The organism is Collinsella sp. AF33-16 (genome assembly GCF_003475325.1).
Taxonomy (GTDB): Bacteria; Actinomycetota; Coriobacteriia; order Coriobacteriales; family Coriobacteriaceae; genus Collinsella.
Genome location: NZ_QRQC01000012.1, coordinates 30,182 through 49,036, shown reverse-complemented (window position 1 = coordinate 49,036; position 18,855 = coordinate 30,182). Strand labels below are relative to the sequence as shown.

At 58.4% G+C, this 18,855-nt stretch carries 18 protein-coding genes; 2 read left to right on the top strand and 16 right to left on the bottom strand.

Annotated elements, in window-relative coordinates:
- Positions 1 to 4: 4 nt before the first annotated feature.
- Together nrdR and DWZ52_RS05955 are read right to left on the bottom strand one after the other, a co-directional pair.
- The gene (gene nrdR, locus DWZ52_RS05960; RefSeq protein ID WP_022093781.1) at positions 5 to 448 is read right to left on the bottom strand and encodes a transcriptional regulator NrdR; all 444 of its coding nucleotides are present in this window, start codon (positions 446 to 448) and stop codon (positions 5 to 7) included.
- 51 nt (positions 449 to 499) lie between these two features.
- Positions 500 to 952, bottom strand: coding sequence for a LysM peptidoglycan-binding domain-containing protein (locus DWZ52_RS05955; protein ID WP_118385116.1), 453 nt, complete (start codon positions 950 to 952; stop codon positions 500 to 502).
- A 160-nt stretch (positions 953 to 1,112) separates the two neighbouring features.
- Here DWZ52_RS05955 and lexA point away from each other — a divergent pair, with 160 nt between their 5' ends.
- The gene (gene lexA, locus DWZ52_RS05950; protein WP_055250104.1) at positions 1,113 to 1,757 is read left to right on the top strand and encodes a transcriptional repressor LexA; all 645 of its coding nucleotides are present in this window, start codon (positions 1,113 to 1,115) and stop codon (positions 1,755 to 1,757) included.
- Complete coding sequence (locus tag DWZ52_RS05945) at positions 1,757 to 2,461, top strand: heparan-alpha-glucosaminide N-acetyltransferase (protein WP_055250103.1); 705 nt, start codon at positions 1,757 to 1,759, stop codon at positions 2,459 to 2,461. The genes lexA and DWZ52_RS05945 overlap by 1 nt, the downstream gene beginning before the upstream one ends.
- On the opposite strand, the gene hflX is transcribed toward DWZ52_RS05945, so the two are convergent.
- The 14 genes from hflX to DWZ52_RS05875 form a co-directional block, all read right to left on the bottom strand.
- Positions 2,446 to 3,735 (bottom strand): GTPase HflX, encoded by a 1,290-nt coding sequence (hflX, locus tag DWZ52_RS05940; protein WP_117654789.1) that lies wholly within the window; start codon positions 3,733 to 3,735, stop codon positions 2,446 to 2,448. The two genes, DWZ52_RS05945 and hflX, sit on opposite strands and share 16 nt — an antisense overlap.
- The gene (gene miaA, locus DWZ52_RS05935) at positions 3,735 to 4,673 is read right to left on the bottom strand and encodes a tRNA (adenosine(37)-N6)-dimethylallyltransferase MiaA (RefSeq protein ID WP_118385115.1); all 939 of its coding nucleotides are present in this window, start codon (positions 4,671 to 4,673) and stop codon (positions 3,735 to 3,737) included. Before miaA ends, hflX begins: the two co-directional genes overlap by 1 nt.
- A complete protein-coding gene (gene miaB / locus DWZ52_RS05930) occupies positions 4,673 to 6,043 on the bottom strand; it encodes a tRNA (N6-isopentenyl adenosine(37)-C2)-methylthiotransferase MiaB (protein WP_055285164.1) in 1,371 nt (456 codons plus the stop codon). Before miaB ends, miaA begins: the two co-directional genes overlap by 1 nt.
- A gap of 49 nt (positions 6,044 to 6,092) precedes the next feature.
- Entirely contained in the window at positions 6,093 to 6,410 is a 318-nt protein-coding gene (locus DWZ52_RS05925) for a stage V sporulation protein S (RefSeq protein WP_117564291.1), read from the bottom strand.
- 74 nt (positions 6,411 to 6,484) lie between these two features.
- On the bottom strand, positions 6,485 to 7,570 hold the full coding sequence (locus DWZ52_RS05920; RefSeq protein WP_118385114.1) for an ATP-binding protein: 1,086 nt from the start codon (positions 7,568 to 7,570) through the stop codon (positions 6,485 to 6,487).
- A 1-nt stretch (position 7,571) separates the two neighbouring features.
- Positions 7,572 to 9,122: a ribonuclease Y gene (gene rny, locus DWZ52_RS05915; RefSeq protein WP_118205712.1), complete on the bottom strand. Its 1,551-nt coding sequence runs from the start codon at positions 9,120 to 9,122 to the stop codon at positions 7,572 to 7,574.
- Positions 9,123 to 9,379: 257 nt separating this feature from the next.
- Entirely contained in the window at positions 9,380 to 10,072 is a 693-nt protein-coding gene (locus DWZ52_RS05910; RefSeq protein ID WP_118385113.1) for a regulatory protein RecX, read from the bottom strand.
- 11 nt (positions 10,073 to 10,083) lie between these two features.
- Positions 10,084 to 11,232 carry a recombinase RecA gene (recA, locus tag DWZ52_RS05905; RefSeq protein ID WP_022094695.1) on the bottom strand — a complete coding sequence of 383 codons (1,149 nt, stop codon included), beginning with the start codon at positions 11,230 to 11,232 and terminating at the stop codon, positions 10,084 to 10,086.
- Positions 11,233 to 11,489: 257 nt separating this feature from the next.
- Complete coding sequence (locus DWZ52_RS05900) at positions 11,490 to 12,020, bottom strand: CinA family protein (RefSeq protein WP_117639874.1); 531 nt, start codon at positions 12,018 to 12,020, stop codon at positions 11,490 to 11,492.
- A 12-nt stretch (positions 12,021 to 12,032) separates the two neighbouring features.
- The gene (gene pgsA, locus DWZ52_RS05895) at positions 12,033 to 12,581 is read right to left on the bottom strand and encodes a CDP-diacylglycerol--glycerol-3-phosphate 3-phosphatidyltransferase (protein ID WP_233541118.1); all 549 of its coding nucleotides are present in this window, start codon (positions 12,579 to 12,581) and stop codon (positions 12,033 to 12,035) included.
- 99 nt (positions 12,582 to 12,680) lie between these two features.
- Positions 12,681 to 14,030: a 30S ribosomal protein S12 methylthiotransferase RimO gene (gene rimO, locus DWZ52_RS05890; RefSeq protein ID WP_117776236.1), complete on the bottom strand. Its 1,350-nt coding sequence runs from the start codon at positions 14,028 to 14,030 to the stop codon at positions 12,681 to 12,683.
- A gap of 27 nt (positions 14,031 to 14,057) precedes the next feature.
- Entirely contained in the window at positions 14,058 to 14,555 is a 498-nt protein-coding gene (locus DWZ52_RS05885) for a YajQ family cyclic di-GMP-binding protein (RefSeq protein WP_022094699.1), read from the bottom strand.
- Between the two features lie 26 nt (positions 14,556 to 14,581).
- A complete protein-coding gene (locus DWZ52_RS05880; RefSeq protein ID WP_089573380.1) occupies positions 14,582 to 16,075 on the bottom strand; it encodes a RodZ family helix-turn-helix domain-containing protein in 1,494 nt (497 codons plus the stop codon).
- On the bottom strand, positions 16,075 to 18,855 hold the full coding sequence (locus DWZ52_RS05875) for a DNA translocase FtsK (protein ID WP_233547273.1): 2,781 nt from the start codon (positions 18,853 to 18,855) through the stop codon (positions 16,075 to 16,077). Before DWZ52_RS05875 ends, DWZ52_RS05880 begins: the two co-directional genes overlap by 1 nt.

Below are 18,855 nucleotides of genomic sequence, written 5' to 3'. Positions count from 1 at the left end.
GGAATCACCTTAGCTTGTCGAGCTCTTGCAGAAACTCATCGACGTCTTTGAAATCGCGGTAGACCGAGGCAAAGCGGATGTACGCCACCTTGTCAATCTTGGCCAAGCGCTTGAGCACCATGTCACCCAACTCATGGGACGTGACGGCCGTCAGCGTGCGAGAGCGCAGCTCGACCTCGATGTCATCGATAATCTCATTGAGCTTCTTAGTGTCGATATCGCGCTTGATGGTGGCTCGCATCAAGCCGACGAGCAGCTTATTGCGATCGAACCGCTGCTTGGTTCCGTCTGACTTAATGACCTCGATTGGGTCTTCGCATCGCTCGAACGTTGTAAAGCGATAGTTACACGAGCAACATTCGCGACGGCGCTTAATGGTGTTATTTGACTCCTGCATACGAGAATCAACGACGCGGGTATGTGCCTTGCCGCATTTGGGACAGCGCATGGTACCTCCTCTTAAACGATAACAAGGGTACCATGCGCAGCGCGATAATGATTACGAACGAGCAGGAACCTTAAGATGCGCACCGGCGGCGAGCGAACCATGCTCCAGATGATTGACGTTACGGATCATGTCGGAAGTCTCTTGCGTGGAAAGGCCTTCGATTGGATATACCTCGGCAAGCGACCAAAGAGAATCGCCAGTCTGAACGCGAATGGTCTCGTAAGTAATGTTGGAAACGGACTCGGCATACGCGGCGTGACGAGCGCTAAAGACCGAAGTAGCGAGGACAAAGAAGAGCGTAAGCGCAACGGCGACGGCGACAATCGTCGGAACCTTCAGGGCAACGCGGGCCGGCGCGACTACAGCCTGCTGATTGCGAGCAGGCTGTACGGTCAAAGGTTGAATGCCGGAGCGGCCACCCTGAACAACCGTAAAAGCGGGTTCTGCAGGCGTCTCGAGCTTAAGGGCGAGGTTTCCCTGGACCATATTCGTTGCGTTCATCATGTTCTCCTCTCGCGTGTTTTGCTGAGAACAGTTTTATCAAGCCGCGCGGACAAAAATGTCTAGCGCGAGAACGAATGTTCGGTTATTATTATCTTCGAACAGTTGTTCCTGTCAAGCAAAATTCGAACATTTGTTTGACATGGGTAGAGAGGATGCCCTGATGGCTCGCAAAATTACCAAGCGTCAGCAGCAAATTTACGACTTCATCAAGGAATATCAGCAGGAGAAGGGTTATCCGCCCAGCGTGCGCGAGATGGCTTCTGCCGTGGGCCTTTCCTCCCCAAGCACCGTGCACGCCCATCTCTCTGCCCTGGAGGCGCGCGGGCTACTCAAGCGCGATGCCACCAAACCGCGCGCCCTGGAACTCTTTAACGAGGACGGTTCCTCTGTCTCAATTTCTAAATCTGACGAGCCCACCGCACCTCGCGGAACGGTCTCGCTACCGCTCGTTGGTCGCGTCGCGGCTGGGATCCCCATTCTGGCCGAGCAGAATATCGAAGACACGTTTACTATCCCGACCGAAATCGCGACTGATCAGGGTTCCTTTATCCTTGAGGTGCATGGGAGCTCAATGATCAATGTCGGCATCTTCAATGGCGATTACATCATTGTCCGTGAACAAAAGAATGCCATGAACGGCGAAATTGTCGTGGCCATGATCGATGGTTCAGCGACCGTCAAGACGTTCTACAAGGAGCAGGGACGCGTACGCCTGCAGCCTGAGAATGACACCATGGAGCCTATCTATGCAACGAATCCCGTTATCCTGGGCAAAGTCGTCGGCTTGATGCGCCGGTTCTCGTAATGCAAAAACGCATCACCATCTTTGATACCGTCCGCGGGTTTACGATGATTTCTATGGCAGGTTTTCACGCTTGCTATGATCTTGCCTACCTGTACGGCTGGGATATGCCTTGGTTTACCCAGACTGTCTTTCAAGACGTCTGGCGCGCCAGCATCAGCTGGGTATTTTTGTTTATCGCGGGTTGGATGTGTACTCTTTCGCGCAACAATATCAAACGTGCCGCCAAATACGCCTTAGCAGCACTCGTTGTCTGGTTGGCAACAACACTTGTCTCAGTCGACGATTCGGTTAATTTTGGCATCATCTACTGCATGGCCGCATGCACCGGCATCGTGGCGTTGACCGATCCCGTCCTTAAGAAGATAACGGCGAGATGGGGCATGCCCCTATGCCTTGTGTTGTTCGCCCTCACCTGGAGCATCCCCAAAACGATCTACCCTGTCCCCTACCTGGCGTGGCTGGGATTTCCGAGCCCTGGGTTTGTCTCGGGTGATTACTACCCCATCATCCCGTTTATCTTTATGTATCTTGCAGGATACTTCGCCGCACACATAGCGCAGGGAATCGATGAGACCGTCCCTAGCTGGGCCTACGCCAACCCCCTGCCGGCGCTCGCCAGCCTTGGACGTCACGCTCTCCCCTTTTATCTGCTGCATCAGCCCATCATTCTGGGCATTTTGGAGCTCGTCTACTCGGTGCGATAACGCTCGAGCCGCGGTGCAATACGAGCCGGCAACTTCGCCACAATGCGAACGCCGTCCTCGAGATATTCCTCATGCAGAAGGGTTCCCTGCTCATGCACCAGCGTGATGAGAGCGCCCTCACGATACGGGATATCAGCGGAGAGCAACACATCGGTGGCAGCTGCCTCGCGAGCAATCCGGTCGACGAGATCGTCGAGCCCCTCGCCCGTTTGGGCCGAGAACAGAACGGCCTCCGGATAGCGACGACGGAAACTCAATCGATCGACGCTATCGAGAAGATCGATTTTATTGAATACGGTCAGCGTTAAACGCTCTCCGGCGCCGATCTCATCAAGCACGCGGTCGACAGCCTCCAGCTGCCGCTCATAGTCCTCGTCAGACGCATCTACGACTTTGAGAATTAGATCGGCACCCAAAACCTCGGACAGCGTCGATTTAAAGGCATCGACCAGACCATGGGGCAGCTTTTGAATAAAGCCGACGGTATCGGTAATCGTCATGCCGCGACCGCCGGGCAGACGATACGAACGCGTCGTCGGGTCGAGCGTAGCAAACAGCTTGTCCTGCGAAAGTACCGTAGAGCCGGTCAGACGATTGAGTAACGTCGATTTACCGGCATTGGTATAACCGGCTAACGCGACGCGAAACGCCGGTGACTCAATGCGACTCTTGGATTGAACATCACGACGCTGTTCAACCTGCTTGAGCTCACGACGAAGCGCAGCGATCTTATTACGAATGAGGCGACGGTCGACCTCGAGCTGACTTTCGCCCTGACCAAAACGTGAGCCGATGCCGCCGCGCGTCTGCTCCTTGGCGAGATGGCTCCACATGCCACGCAGGCGAGGCAACAAATATTGAAGCTGTGCCAGCTGTACCTGCAGGCGTCCCTCACGCGTCTGAGCATGCAGGCCAAAGATATCCAGGATCAGTGCTGTACGATCGATAATCTTTACCGGCTCGCCCACGGCTTTCTCCAAATAGGATTGCTGCGAGGGGGTCAGGTCGTCGTCAAAAATAACGACATCGGCATCCATGCGATGCACCAGGCCGCACAGCTCTTCAACCTTACCGGAACCGATAAACGATTTAGGATACGGCTTTACCAAACGCTGCGACAAGCGTGCCACGCACTGGGCACCAGCCGTGTGGGCAAGGCGTTCCAGCTCATCGAGCGATCGATCGAGTGGCCATGCATTGTCGCGCCACTCAACACCAACTAAAATGGCACGCTCGGGCTCGGGTGCCGTGGGAACAAGGGGGAAACGGGCCATTAGGCAGCCTCAATACGATGCAGGATATCCTCAACGACCCCATCGATCGTACATTCATCCATATCAAACCACACGATACGGTCATCGCGCTTAAACCACGAAAGCTGACGCTTGGCATAACGACGCGAACGCATCTTAATGAGTTCGCGAGCCTCATCCATGCTCATCACGCCATTGAAAGCATCGATGATCTCTTTATAGCCAATTGCCTGCATCGACGTCAGGGCATCTCCCAGCCCCTGGTCCATAAGACCGCGGACCTCATCGACAAGACCCTGCTCAAACATCAGATCGACGCGTAGGTTAATGCGTTCGTAGAGCACCTCGCGATTTCGCGTTAGGCCAAACCATAACGCATGATAATGCTCGCGCGGAACACTAAACTGCGACTTTTGCTGCGCATAGGAAACGCCATCATCGTGCATTTCGAGCGCGCGAATCACACGCCGCACGTTATGGGGATGAATAACAGCAGCAGATTCTGGGTCACGCTCGGCAAGCAGCGCGTGCAGCGCTTCCTCGCCTATGCGCTCGGCAAGCTCCTGATAGCCCGCACGGCGATCGTCCTCAAGTTCACCCGAGGGAAAGTCCATCTCATCAAGGGCGGCCTTGAGATACAGCCCCGTACCTCCGCAAAAAACCGGCAGGCAACCCAAACCAAGGAGACGTTCAACATGCGCGCGAGCGTCAGCCTGATAAAGCGCAGCAGAATATGCCACACCCGGCTCTACAATGTCGACAAGACGCAGCGGCGCCGTACACTCATCGGGCGCCATCTTTGCTGTACCGATGTCCATGCCGCGATAGATTTGCATCGCATCACACGACAGCACTTCGGACGAAAGACGAGCGGCCAAACGGTCGGCAACATCACTCTTGCCTACCGCCGTCGGACCAACGATCGCAACGGCGGAAAGACCTGCCCCGGGAGCAACCATTAGCGCGGCTCGCCCACAACGGAGCCGGACAAATACCAGGTTTTGGCAACGTCAACGTCAACATCAACGATCTTGCCAACAAGCTGATCGATGCTGTAACCCTCGGGGATAGGCGCATGCACGGTCTGATTCTTGGGACTCTTGCCCAGCAGGACCGCGTCGTTCTTTTTACTCGTTCCCTCAATGAGCGCCGGCACCACAGTATGAAGCTCGCCCTGGTTATACTCGTGTGCCGTGGTCTCGATAACCTTAACCAGGCGGTTGAAACGCTCGAGAATAACCTCATGCGGCGTAGGATCGTCAATCTCTGCGGCCGGGGTACCGGCGCGCTTGGAATAGATGAAGGTATAGGCCTGAGCATAGCGGACCGTCTCGGCAAGTGAGAGAGTCTGCTCAAAGTCTTCTTCAGTCTCGCCCGGGAAGCCAACGATAATGTCGGTCGAGAGCGCGATATCGGGCATGCGGTTGCGAATGCGATCGACCAGGCCCAGATAGTCCTCGCGTGTATAACGGCGATTCATCTCTTTGAGGATCCGCGTCGAACCTGACTGCACGGCCAGGTGCAGCTGCGGCATAACGGCAGGCGTCTCGGCCATGGCGTCGATAGTCTCGGGCAGCAGGTCCTTGGGATGCGAGGAGGTAAAGAAGATGCGCTCCACACCCGTATCGCCCACGGCACGCAGCAAATCAGCAAACCGCGGCTTGCCAAACAGATCGCGACCATATGAGTTAACGTTTTGGCCCAGCAACGTAATCTCACGCACGCCTTGGCGTACCAAACCGGTCACCTCGTCGACAATCTCCTCGAAGGGGCGGCTCTTTTCGCGACCGCGCACGTACGGCACGATGCAGTAGGTGCAGAAATTATTGCAGCCCGTCATGATAGGCACCCAGGCGTGATACTGAGTCTCGCGATGCCACGGCATGCTCATGGCATCCGTATCCTCATGCTCATTGGTGCGGATATGACGCTTGCCGTCAAGGAACGCCTCGGCAATGAGCTCGGCCACATGAGCGATGGAATGTGTACCGAAGATGACGTTGACGTTATCGACGTTGGTGAGCAGGCCCTCGCCATCACGCTGCGCGATGCAGCCGCCCACGGCAACCACACGCTTGCCCGAAGGCGAAGGCGGCAGGCTTTTGCAGGAATTGCACTGACCGTACAGGCGAGTATCGGCGGCCTCACGCACACAGCATGTCATGAAGACAACGATATCGGCATGCTCGGGATCGAGCGCCATGAGGCAACCATACGAATCGAGCAGACCGCTCACGCGCTCGGAATCGTGCTGATTCATCTGGCAGCCAAAGGTGCGGATAAAGTAGGTTTTACCGGCAAGAATATCGCGTACGGAACGCTGGTCCATGTGCATAAGTCCTAACGATGGAAGGGAGGCGAATCGAGGCAAGCAGAAGCTATGCCACAGGCTTAACATCATCAATGACGACGTTATCCATAGCAGCTCGATTGATCTGGTGAACGTAGATAGAAAGGCGGATGGCCGTGCGCGACTCCCCGTTAATGAGGATGTCGGAGAACACAGGCGCGCAGGAAATATCAAAACCGGTTGGAATCAAAAAACCGCGCGCGATAGCCACGGCCTTAATGGCCTGGTTGACAGCACCGGCACCGACACATTGGATGTTGACGGGTACACCATCCTTGACCATGCCGGCGATGGCGCCGGCAACGGACGCGGGCGATGATTTGCTTGATACCTTCAGGCAATCCATGAAGAAACTCCTGCGTTTAAAAGTACGTTTTAACTGCAATAACTTTATCGTACCGAGTGGACTCGGTAAAGGCACTATTCCTCTTTGGCAAGATCGAAGGTCACAGTGATTCGATCACGCGAAACGCGAATCTTTGGGTCGCCGCAAAGGTTGAGATAGTACCGGGCGGCAAGGTCATTAAAGTCGCGCTCCACAGCACGCGAAAACTGTGCCATGTCATCCTTGGCAATACGTAGCCCACGACGATCCTTCGCGAGATCGACAGGAGCCGGCGCATGCGAGGATGAGTCACGCTCGCGCAGCAGACGCGCAGTCACACCGCGAACGGGCTTAATCTGCCCTGCCAAAATGCGATGAGCCGTGCGCTCGGACATCTCAAGACCCAAACCCGAACAGATACGGATAAAGTCCTCGGCATCAGAGGCAAGGCCTAAACGGTCGACAACCGGAAGCTCGCTCTCGTCATCAATAAACAGGAGACGAGACGTATCGAGCCGACTTGACGCCTGAGCATAAAGAGTCGCGGCAATCTCAGACGGAGAACCAAGATAGATATCGCAACCACGCAGCTCCTCGAGCGCAAACTCACAGGCAGCGCGAATAATATTATGCGGACCGCGAGCACAGACATAACGTCCGTCCTCATCCTTGACGGCCTGGGGCCAGCTGGACTGATCGGCACGTTCGCTGAGGCGGTCGGCCGCAACGCTCACCTTAAAGGCTGAGCCAAGATCGACACCGGACGTGACCACACGGGCCTCGTCGGTGTTCTGCTTGATCGAAAACAATGCCATGCCACGACCGTGAACGCCCCAACGGTCCATCTTCATGCTCTCGAGCTTGGAGGTAACGCGGGCATCAAAGATTCGCTCTTGCATATCCTGCGGAACGCCCGAACCGTTATCCAGAAAGACAAGCGTGCGGACGCCATCTTCCTTGGTCGTGGCGAGATAGACCTTGTCGGCGCCAGCATCGCGAGCATTACGGAGCATTTCGATGACGATATCCTCGACATGCTGAATGTCGTGCTTTGCCTGGCGCCGCTCGGCCTCCGAAACGCGGAGGCGGACATACCCCTCGCCAAGGTTCTCCTCGACGCGAAGGTTGCCCTCCCCCGACATCGACGCGATAAATGAGATGAGCTCGTTCGCGTCGCTCATGTTATTTAGCGATATCGACAGCGCGGCTCTCGCGAATCACGACGACGCGCACCTGACCGGGATACTCCATCTCTTCCTCGATCTGATGGGCGATATCGTGAGCCAGAACCGTGGACTGGGCATCAGAAATCTTGTCCGGCTGAACCATGACGTGGACCTCGCGACCAGCCTGCATGGCATAGGTACGCTCGACGCCGTCATGGGAGTTGGCGATCTCCTCGAGCTTCTCAAGACGCTTGATGTAGTTCTCGGCAGACTCGCGACGGGCACCGGGGCGAGAGGCAGAGACAGCATCGGCGGCCTGTACCAGGACATCGAGCACCGTGTTGGGGTCGACGTCGGCATGGTGAGCCTCGATAGCGTGGACGATAACGGGCTTCTCGCCATAACGGCGGGCAAGCTCGGCGCCGATGACGGCATGCGGGCCCTCGACGTCATGGTCGATTGCCTTGCCCAGGTCGTGCAGCAGGCCGGCGCGCTTGGCGGTCACAACGTCCAGGCCAAGCTCGGAAGCCATCACGCCGCACAGGTCAGAGACTTCGAGGGAGTGCTGAAGCACGTTCTGACCAAACGAAGTACGGTAGCGCAGGGCACCAAGGGTCTTGACGATCTCGGGGTGCAGGTCGTGAATGCCGGTATCGAAGGCAGCCTGCTCGCCAGCCTCGCGCACGCGCTGCTGAACCAGGTCGGCAGCCTTGTGATACATCTCCTCGATGCGGGCGGGGTGAATGCGGCCGTCGGCGATGAGGTTCTCGAGGGCAACACGGGCGGTCTCACGACGGACCGGGTCGAAGCTCGAAAGAACGACGGTCTCGGGCGTGTCGTCGATCACGAGGTTGACGCCGGAAACCTGCTCGAATGTCCGGATGTTGCGACCCTCGCGACCGATGATACGGCCCTTGAGGTCATCAGAGGGAATGTGCACGGAGGTAACGGTGACCTCGGCAGTGTGGTCGGCAGCGCAGCGCTGAATCGCCAGGGACAGAATCTCCTGGGCGGTCTTGTGGCACTCGGCGCGAACCTGCTGCTCGGACTCGCGAATGATCGTGGCGGCCTCGTGGGTGACCTCGCCACGAACCTTATCGAGGAGCTCCTTGTGGGCGTCCTCGCGGGTAAGGTCGGCGATACGCTCGAGCTCAGAGGTCTGCTTTGCGCAGAGCTCCTCAAGCTCGCGAGAGCGCTTCTCGACCTGGCCGGCCTGGCTGGACAGCTGATGCTCGCGCTTATCAAGAGCATCGTTGCGGCGATCGAGAGATTCCTCGCGCTGCATCACGCGATTTTCGAGCGTGCGAATCTCGCTCTTACGCTGCTTGTCCTCGGCCTCGGCGGCCTGCTTGTTCTTGATGATCTCTTCCTTAGCCTCGAGCAGAGCCTCTTTTTTGAGGGTCTCGGCCTGACGCTTGGCATCACCGATCAGGGACTCTGCCTGCGCGTGTGCCGACTGAATCTTTTCGTCGGCCTCGTGAAGACTACCCTGCTTGGCGGTGCGCATGTAGGCAATGGCGGCGACGGCACCCAAAACGATGCCAACGAGCGCTGCAATGATAGGCATGCTCACTCCTTTTTATGGATTCGTTACACAACAAAGCGAACCGTCCTTACGAACGGCTCGCGACATTTGAGTAATATGGGCGCAGCTTATGCGGGTCGGATACAGATAAACATATAAACAAACTCATCACAGATGAGCACATATCACAAAGCAAATGACAGTGTTTATCGTACGTTGAACCACAACAACTGTCAAATAAATGGCCCCAGCACGGCGGCTAAAACGCGGTGAACGGCAGGGCCACAAAACACATACGCCTAAACCGCACATTCCTCACGTTCGGCATCGAGACGTGCCTTAACGGCATCGGCGGCGATGTGATACGAGAAGCCCTTGCCCATCAAAAACCGAACCAGTTTTTCGAATCCGCGCGTCTCTGGAACACGCCGCTTGGCGAGCAGGGCTGACGCACGCGCCAAATCGTCTTCGACGGCAAAATAATCCTCGGGATAACCGGGAATGTCATCGAGCACGACATGACGACGCTTGAGCTCGGTCTCGATTTTACGCTGTCCCCAACCGCGCCGCTTGCGTTCCTCGATAAAGTACGAGCAAAAGCGGTTCTCGTCTAAAAAGCGATACTCGGTGGCGCGCTCGACGGCGAAATCGATCGCGAGCTGATGAAAGCCGTAGCGAGCCAGCTTGTCACGGACCTCACCCGTCGCATGGTCGCGGCGCGATAACATCTCGGTCACCATGGTAAGCGCACATTTACGCTCGATGAGCTGCACCGCATCACGAAAGTTATCCCAATCACAGGGAAGATCGGGGCGGTTTTTGACATACAGCCGCGCGACCCGCACGGGGATCCAAATGGACCGCTTAAAACCGCCCTCAAGCTCGCAATCGATATGTGCGCAAGGCTTTTTGGACGCATACCCGCTCGAGAACGAGGAGGCCGCCTTCTTATCGGGAAAGACGACCGTGGCCTCGGTCACCGTATACGACATGAGCGTAACCGCTACTCGTCGTCATCATCGAGCATGGCGGAACCATCGATGGCGTAAAGCTCGTCAAACTCCTCAGGCGCAGGCTGATCGGTCAGCTCGACTTCGGACGGAGCATCGTCATCAAACTCAAGCCCGCAGGCAAGGCGGACCTTATGTTCAATCTCATCAGCGCAATCGGGGTGTTCGCGCAGGAACGCCTTGGCGGCCTCGCGACCGTTGCCGAGCTTGTCCTCGCCATAGGCAAACCAGGAGCCCATCTTCTTGCAGATGCCGCACTCGACAGCCATGTCCAAGATCGAGCCCTCCTTAGAGATGCCCGTACCGTACATGATGTCGAACTCAGCAGAACGGAACGGAGCTGCCACCTTGTTCTTAACGACCTTGGCGCGCACGCGGTTACCGATAACCTCGTCCTTAAGCTTAATGCTGTCGATGCGGCGAATGTCGATACGCACCGAAGAGAAGAACTTAAGGGCACGGCCGCCCGTCGTGGTCTCGGGGTTGCCGAACATGACGCCGATCTTCTCACGCAGCTGGTTAATGAAGATGCACGTCGTGTTGGACTTGGACAGCGAGCCGGCGAGCTTGCGGAGCGCCTGGCTCATCAGGCGAGCCTGAAGACCGACCGTAGTGTCGCCGATTTCTCCCTCGATCTCGGCACGCGGGGTCAGCGCGGCGACGGAGTCGACGACGATGGCATCGATGGCACCGGAACGCACAAGCATGTCAACGATTTCGAGCGCCTGCTCACCCGTATCGGGCTGGGAAATGAGCACCTCGTCGATATCCACGCCGATGCGTGCGGCATACGTGGGATCGAGCGCGTGCTCGGCATCGATAAATGCCACAACGCCACCCATTGCCTGGGCCTCGGCCAAGATCTCGAGCGAAAGCGTCGTCTTACCGGAGGACTCGGGACCGTAGATCTCGACGATTCGGCCGCGCGGCACACCGCCGATACCCAGTGCGGCATCGAGTGCCAGAGCGCCCGTAGGGATGGCCTCGACCTCGAGCTCGGGGCCACCGTCGCCGTACCTCATGATGGAACCCTGGCCGAATTTCTTCTCGATCTCGGCCTTGGTGGTGGCGATCATCTCATCGCGCTCTTTACCCGTCGTGCGAGCATGAACGGTACGTACGGGACCTGAATTCTTGGCCATGAATAGCCCTCCTCTTAACAACCTGCATCGATAATAAACGAACGGCTGTTCGTGGTCAACCGTTCAGGCCAATCATATGCAGGCAGTCTTTCCAAAACCCAACCAAACGCCGACCAAACACTGACCAAATGCTTGACCACAAAGGGCCGAATAAGAACAAGGAAGGCAAGAATACACCTATAACCAGCGCAAACGCTAAATTCGTCAGGGGTCCCTATCTCCACAATTAAGGGGCCCTAAGGCCCCTGAAAACACGTCTATTCCATAGAGTTGAGCACAAGGGCAATGCGTCCCAATGCCTCCGCGACCGCATGGGCACGAACACACGAACGGTCGCCCTCATAGTGGCAGCGCACAGAGTCCACGACCGGCACTTCCCCATCAGCCGCGCGATACGCCCAGCCAATATAGAAAGTGCCAGCCGGATCGTCCTCAGTGCCGCCGCCGGGGCCGGCATAACCCGTTGCGCTCACGGCAATATCGCTCTGGTACAGCTCCAGCGAACCCGCCGCCATCTCGCGCGCGGTCTGATGCGACACCGCGGTATAGCGGTCGAGCGTCTCCTGATCAACACCCAAAACGCGATGCTTGATCTCATCGCAGTAGGTCACCGCACCGCCACGCAGCACCGCCGAGGCGCCCGGGATATCGGCAATCGTCGAGGCGATCATACCTGCCGTCAGCGACTCAGCCGTCGAAACCGTCACGCCCCGAGCGCTCGCGCGCTCGACAATATGACGCGCCAGCTCCTCGTTATGTGCGGAAATCTGCTCAAAAGAGTCCGTCATACCCACCAGAACCTAGACCGAAAAGACGATCTTGCGGCAGTTCCAGAAGTACTGGGCGCCCGAGATAACGGTCAGGACAACGGCAACGGCGTACAGGAAGCGCGACACCGAGTAGATGCCGAGCGTCAGCATCAGCGGGCCAAGGTGCAAGCCGGCCATCGCAAAGACGCACAGGTAACCGCAGATGGAGACCATCGTGGTCGCCGTCTTGTACTTGCCAAGCTTATCGGCGGCAACGACCACGCCGGCGGCACTCGCAACCATGCGCAGGGCACTTACCAACAGCTCGCGGAACAAGATGATGAACACGGACCAAACCGACACGGCGCCAAAGTCCAAGAACAGCAGCAAGGCCGAGAACACGAGCAGCTTGTCGGCAATGGGGTCCAAGAATTTACCGAAGTCGGTAATCTCATTGCGCGAACGCGCCAGATAACCGTCGACCTTATCGGTGCACGACAGGATAACATACAGAATGAAGGCTGCAGCGGCGAGCGGGCCGTCGAAGGTGCTCCAATCTGTACCGGCAACACTCGTGTGAGAAAGCGCCGACACGATCATGAACACCGGGATAAAGACGATGCGCACACACGTCACGATGTTGGCGGGCGTCCAAACACTCGTCAGTTCCTTATTGCTCTCGTTTGCCACGATGCTCTCCTACTCCACAACATGACCGATAAGCTCATAGCAGAAGCTATCGGTAAACTCGACCGTCAGAATATCGCCCACGGACGCCTCGCTGGCGTCCAAGTGCACCGCGCCATCGGAATCGGGCGCTTGGAACCAAGCATGGCCGATCAGCTCGGCGCCGTCCTCGGTCTCCTCGATGCCGTCGACGATCACCTGGGCGCGCTCGCCCACATGTGCGGCGGTGGCGGCAAAACCGAGCGACTCGGCCAGGTCCATGGCCTCCTGGGCGCGCTCGAGCTTGACCTCCTCATCGACCTGACCCTCCATCTTAGCGGCCAGGCTGCCCTCCTCCTGCGAGTAGGCAAAGACGCTCGTGTAGTCAAAGCCGACGGTGTCCATAAAGTCGATAAGGTCGCGGAACTCGTCGTCGGTCTCGGTCGGGAAGCCGACCATGGCCGTGGAACGGATCACGATGCCGGGGATACGCTCACGCAGATCGCGGAACAGGTCCTCGAGCTCCTGGCGCGAACCAGAACGGCGCATAGCCTTGAGGATGCGCGCGTCGCAGTGCTGCACGGGGATATCGATATAAGGCAGCACCTCGGGCGTATCGCGAATCGTATCGATAAGCTCGTCGGTCATGCCCTCGGGCTGCAGATAGAGCACGCGGACCCAGACGTTGTGCGGGCGCACGGCCTCGGCGACGGCATGCAGCAGCTGCGCCAGATTGCGCGGCGAGCCATCGGTGACGTCTTCGTCGGCAAAGTCGGTGCCCCAAATACCCGTGTCCTGGCCGATCAGCACGATCTCGCGCACACCGCCGGCAACCAGGTCGCGTACCTCGGAGATAATGCTCTCGGCATTGCGCGAGTGATAACGACCGCGGATATACGGGATCATGCAGAAGCTGCAGAAGCGGTTGCAGCCATCGGAAATCTTGACGTAAGCAACGGCGCCCTCGACAGTGCGCTTGACTTGCGGAATATAGGCAGCGATCTCACGCTCGACACCCAGCACGCCATCGATGACCGCCACGATGCCGTCCTCCTCGTCGGCCTTCACAAAGGCAGCGACCTCGGGCAGCTCGTCAGGCAGGTCGTCGCCATAGCGCGACGGCACACAGCCGCACATGACGATGGGACAAGAACGAACGCCGTCCTGAACCTCGTTGGCGAGCTCGAGCGTGGTCTCGATGCTCTCGGACGTTGCGGAGGCGAGGAACGAGCATGTATTGACGATGGCGATATCGGCATCCTGTGGGTCGAATGCCTCCTCGTAGCCCGCGGCGGTCAAAAGAGAACGCATGCGGTCGGTGTCAACCTCGTTCTTAGCGCACCCGAGGGTGATGTAGAGCACGGAGCCCAACGGTGTATCCATGTTGGAGAGCAGTCCTTTCGAATGATATTAGCGGTAGTTGGTGAACTGCAGCGGCTGGCCGTAGTCCTGGTCGCGCAGGAACTGGATCACGGTCTGCAACGCGTCCTTCGAAGCGGAGGAAACACGAAGCTTGTCGGCCTCGATGGTCACCTTGACCTTGAGCTTTTGATCCTTGATGTCCTTGTTGATCTTCTTGGCGGTCGCCTGGTCGATGCCCTCGACGATATGGCCGAGCACGCGCACGGTGCCGCCCGATGCCGCCTGCGGAGCATCCCACGAGACAGCCTTGAGGTCAATGCCGCGCTTGATGAGCTTGGAGCTCAGCACGTCGATAATCTGCTTGGAGACAAAGTCGGCCGGGGCGTTGATCGTAAAGAGCTTGTCGCCCTTCGAAAGCTCGATCGTGGCGCCGGAATCCTTCAGGTCATAGCGCTGGGAAATCTCGCGCGTGGTTTGCTGGAAGGCGTTGTCGACCTCTTGCATGTTGACCTCGGACACGACGTCGAAGCTGGAATCTTTAGCCATGATGTTTCCTTTCGCGTACGAGCGGCTTAATAGCTATCGTACGAATAGTCGGTAGAATCGGTGGGCGTCTGGCCGTCAGTTGCGGTATCGGCGCCATCCGTGGACTGGGCATCGGTGCCGTCGGTGGTGTCGGCACCATCAGAACTTTCACCATTCTCGGAATCAGTCGTCTCCTTCTTGGGAACGGTGATCGTCACACGCGCCACGCCCGAGGTCTTGGTATCGTAACGGACCTTTTCGCCGTTCTTGGTAACGGTGACATCGGAAGGCTTGGACGTGGTGATCTCGATCGAGGACTCGGGCGTGTACTCCTGCTCAAAGGGGCCAGTCGCCTGGGCGCCATAGACCGACTTTCCGTCGACCTTGACCTCAATCCACGCGGTCTTTCCCTTGGCAACGGAGACCTTAACCTTTGTGACCTCGTTCTCTTCCTTCTTGGCCGTCGTCTTGGCGGCGTCCGAATCAGTCGACTCGTCAGTCGGCTCATCGGTGTCTTCGTCCTCGTCGACCGTTTCGGTCTTCTTAGAAGACTTCTTGGTCGTCGTCTTGGTAACAGCGGGCGTCTCGGGCGTGGTCTCGGGCGTCGAAGATGCGCAGCCGCGCAGAAGTACCACGATGAGCACGATCAGCAGCAACGCCACGGCACCGATGCCGGCGTAGACGATACGCGGATCGAGACCGTTGTTTTGAGGAGTACGGGAACCGCCGCGTCCACGACTGGAACTGCTGCGGCCGCCTCCCTGAGGCATACGACCACGATTGCTGTCGGAACGGCCGCGATAGCCACCCTGGCCCTGAAGGCTGCACTGACCCGAGCGGGGCGCAAGTTCACCGCGGCCTTGATAGCCACGCTGGCCCGCACGCGGAGCCGAAGAGCGCTGGCCATACGGCTGTGGTTGAGAGCGAAGACGCGGCGTCACCTGCGTGGTATCGGCGTCCGCATAGCCACTGCGAGAGCGTCCGGTGGAGATACCACGGTGACCGCGATCAGAATAGCCGCCGTCGCCGTAGCCGGCACGAGGGTCACGCGCCACGCCGCGGGCAGCGGGAAGCGCACGGTCCTCGGGCATCGGCGTACTGCGGAACCGGTCACGCTGCGAGCGAATCTCCTCGCCCGAACCCGTCTCGGTAATATAACCGGCCTGCTGAGGACGCTGTCCATAGCGGGTCGAACGACCGCCCTGAACCATCAGGAAGCGCCCGTTATCGACAGAGGAACGCGAATTGACATAGCCGGCGGCGTCCTGAAAACGACCGCCCCGCTGCGACGTCTCGCGCTCGTATGCCATCAGCTCGTCAAAGTAGGCATTGACGACCTCGCGTGGATTGAGGCCCAAAAAGCGAGCATAGCTCGAAATCATGCCCTGCGCATAGCCGCGCGGCGGCATCGAAGCAAAGTTACCGGTCTCGAAAAACTCGATGATCTGCGGCCTGATTTTGATGGTGTTGGCGACCTGCTGAATGGAAAGGCCCATTCGGCGACGCTGCTCGAGCAGCATGTCACCAAAGCGTGCAGCCATCAGAATCCTCCAAACTCACGATCTTCACGTGCCATCTCGGCGTCGACAGATTCCAGCGCGGCAAGCCCCTCCTCGTCCAACAGGACCTCGCGCGGCTTGGAACCGTCGGGCGGGCCGACGACACCCTTTTCTTCCAGCATGTCCATAATACGCCCGGCACGCGCATAGCCAACCTTCAGACGACGTTGCAGGCCAGATGTGGAGCCAAGCTGCGATTCCACCACAATATGGGCGGCTTCCCAAATGAGCGGATCATCGTCTTGCGGCTCGGCTACTCCGGTGCGGACAATGCCGCCGCCACCCGCCATGGACATGGAAGCGGGCGCCACGGCAGACAGGATCTCCTCGTGGTAGTCTGGCTCACTCTGCGACTTGACGAACTCGACAATCTCGTTGATCTCATCATCCGAGACAAAGCAGCCCTGGATACGGCGGGGCTTGCCCCAGTCGACCTTGGAGAACAACATGTCGCCCAAACCGGTGAGCTTCTCGGCGCCCATCTGGTCGATGATGACGCGCGAGTCGATGCCCGTGGCGACGTTAAAGGCGATGCGGTTGGTGATGTTGGCCTTGATGAGGCCCGTCACCACGTTGGAGCTGGGGCGCTGCGTGGCAACGATAAGATGAATACCGGCGGCACGGCCCAGCTGTGCAATACGCACGATCGAGGCCTCGACATCCTTACCGGCGACCATCATCAGGTCAGAGAGCTCGTCAATGATAATGACAAGGTAGGGCATCTTTTGCGGCGGATTGTCGTAATGCTCAAACTCGCCAGCAGCCTGCTTTTCGTTGTAGGTCGAGATCTTACGCACGTTGAGACGCTCGAAGACCTTCAGGCGACGCTCCATCTCGGACACAGCCCATTGCAGAGCGCTCGCGGCCTGCTTGGGCTCGGTCACCACGGGCACATAGAGATGCGGCAGACCGTTATAGCCCGCAAGCTCGACGCGCTTGGGGTCGACCATGATCAGGCGAACGTCCTCGGGAAGGGCGCGCATGAGCAATGTCGTGATGATGGAATTGATCATCACCGACTTACCAGAACCGGTCGTACCGGCAATCAACAGGTGAGGCATCTTGGCGAGGTCGGCGACAACCGGCGTGCCCTCGGCGTCGCGGCCGATGGCGAGCTCGAGCGGACCGCCCTTCACATAGGGCAGCACGTCGCCCAGATTGACGTTCTGGCGCTTGCGGTTGGGAATCTCGATGCCCACGAGCGAGGTGCCGGGGATCGGGGCAAAGATACGCACCGACTGGGCAGCGAGCGAAAGCGCGATATCGTCCTCGAGGCTCGAGATTTTGCTCACACGCTCGCCCTCACCGGGCTGCAGCTTAAAGGTCGTCACCGTGGGGCCGGCGATCCAGCCGACCACGCGGGCACTGCGGCCAAACTCAAGCAAGGTGGATTGCAGTGACTCAGCGGTCTGCTCCAGCTCCTTGTCCGAAGACGCAGCGGAAGCCGACTGCGGGTTGGCATGCAGGATTTCGAGCGGCGGAAGCTTGAGGCCGTCCTCTTCTTCGCCCTCGGCGTCAGTTGCGGTGTCGCTCGCTCCCCCATTGTCAGCCGCAGCAGGAGCGGCAGAGGCCGTAGAGGTTGAGGCGTCAGCGACCTTGGGGTGCTTCAGGAAGTCGGGGATCTGGGGGGCGGCCGAGACGGGATTCACGGAAAACGGCGGCTCGGACTCGTCAACCTTGTCCGGATCGTCCTCCATCGAAAGCTGTCCGGTGACCTGGCCGCGCTTTGCATGGCGACGCGGCAGCAAAGTTGTCTTTGCGGTCTCAATCGGAGCCTCGTCGTCCTCGTCATCGCCCTCGGTGAGCTCAATCTCGCTATCGGACCAAGACGGGTCGGGCTCACTCGTATTGAGCTTGGGAACCGTCTTGCCCTTCTTGGCATGACGGCGCGGCAGCAGCGTGGTCTTGGCCCGCTCGGCTTCAACCGACTCGGATACGTCGACAAACGGGTCATCGTCCTCGTCGTCATCCAAAACCGGGTCGACATCGCCACCCATGACCGTGGTCACCGCGGCGTCAGTCCCCTTCTGGCGCAAAATGCTCAGGTGCGGACGAGCGACGCCGGGAACCGACAGGGCCTCTTCATCGCCCCACGGGCTCGCATTAACATCGGCGCGGCGACGCTCGGCAAAATCGGCAGCGCGATCGCGCGCGGAACGCAAAACACCGCCCACCGAAAAGCCGATAATGACCAAGCCCACGACGACAAGGCCCAGCAGGACTACCATCGCGATAGGCTTACCCAGGGCATTCTGCAGCGCACTCGCAATAAACGCACCGATGTAGCCACCCGAAGCGGACAGATTTTGCGGCGTGAACATAAGGTCGCACGAGTCGCTCGTACCCGGCACCATCAGCGAAAGAATGGAGACGACGGCGACAAAGACCACGGCGCCGCCCGCAACAGAGCGCACGTTGAGCGGCGAGTCCTCGCCCAAAAAGAGCGTGGCGGCAAACAGCAAAATGACGATCGGCAACACGTAGGCGCCCAGACCAAAGCCCAGGTGGTAGAACCCGGCAACGGCAGCCGTAACGGGCGCTGTTGCCGGAGAAATCACGGCAATAAAGGACGCAATCGCCAAAACGGCAATGACCACGCCGGCGATATCGCGATTGGCTGAGGGCTCGACCAGGGGCTCGAACTCATCAAACTCGGACTCGTGGCCCTTATTGGCACGCAGATGGGAACCGGCACCCTTAGCAGATGCCGGTTGGTTATTGGCCTTATTGCCTTTGGCGTTTTGTGCAGATCCGCGCGCCAA

Coding starts and splice junctions, on each gene's coding strand:
- DWZ52_RS05880 (WP_089573380.1), bottom strand. CDS start 16,075: ATGGCTGCACGCTTTGGTGACATGCTGCTCGAGCAGCGTCGCCGAATG.
- DWZ52_RS05925 (WP_117564291.1), bottom strand. CDS start 6,410: ATGGATTGCCTGAAGGTATCAAGCAAATCATCGCCCGCGTCCGTTGCC.
- rny (WP_118205712.1), bottom strand. CDS start 9,122: ATGCCTATCATTGCAGCGCTCGTTGGCATCGTTTTGGGTGCCGTCGCC.
- DWZ52_RS05900 (WP_117639874.1), bottom strand. CDS start 12,020: ATGACGGACTCTTTTGAGCAGATTTCCGCACATAACGAGGAGCTGGCG.
- rimO (WP_117776236.1), bottom strand. CDS start 14,030: ATGGATACACCGTTGGGCTCCGTGCTCTACATCACCCTCGGGTGCGCT.
- miaA (WP_118385115.1), bottom strand. CDS start 4,673: ATGGTTGCTCCCGGGGCAGGTCTTTCCGCCGTTGCGATCGTTGGTCCG.
- DWZ52_RS05955 (WP_118385116.1), bottom strand. CDS start 952: ATGATGAACGCAACGAATATGGTCCAGGGAAACCTCGCCCTTAAGCTC.
- miaB (WP_055285164.1), bottom strand. CDS start 6,043: ATGGACCAGCGTTCCGTACGCGATATTCTTGCCGGTAAAACCTACTTT.
- nrdR (WP_022093781.1), bottom strand. CDS start 448: ATGCGCTGTCCCAAATGCGGCAAGGCACATACCCGCGTCGTTGATTCT.
- DWZ52_RS05885 (WP_022094699.1), bottom strand. CDS start 14,555: ATGGCTAAAGATTCCAGCTTCGACGTCGTGTCCGAGGTCAACATGCAA.
- DWZ52_RS05945 (WP_055250103.1), top strand. CDS start 1,757: ATGCAAAAACGCATCACCATCTTTGATACCGTCCGCGGGTTTACGATG.
- DWZ52_RS05920 (WP_118385114.1), bottom strand. CDS start 7,570: ATGAGCGACGCGAACGAGCTCATCTCATTTATCGCGTCGATGTCGGGG.
- lexA (WP_055250104.1), top strand. CDS start 1,113: ATGGCTCGCAAAATTACCAAGCGTCAGCAGCAAATTTACGACTTCATC.
- recA (WP_022094695.1), bottom strand. CDS start 11,232: ATGGCCAAGAATTCAGGTCCCGTACGTACCGTTCATGCTCGCACGACG.
- pgsA (WP_233541118.1), bottom strand. CDS start 12,581: ATGATCGTGTCGGCGCTTTCTCACACGAGTGTTGCCGGTACAGATTGG.
- hflX (WP_117654789.1), bottom strand. CDS start 3,735: ATGGCCCGTTTCCCCCTTGTTCCCACGGCACCCGAGCCCGAGCGTGCC.
- DWZ52_RS05910 (WP_118385113.1), bottom strand. CDS start 10,072: ATGTCGTATACGGTGACCGAGGCCACGGTCGTCTTTCCCGATAAGAAG.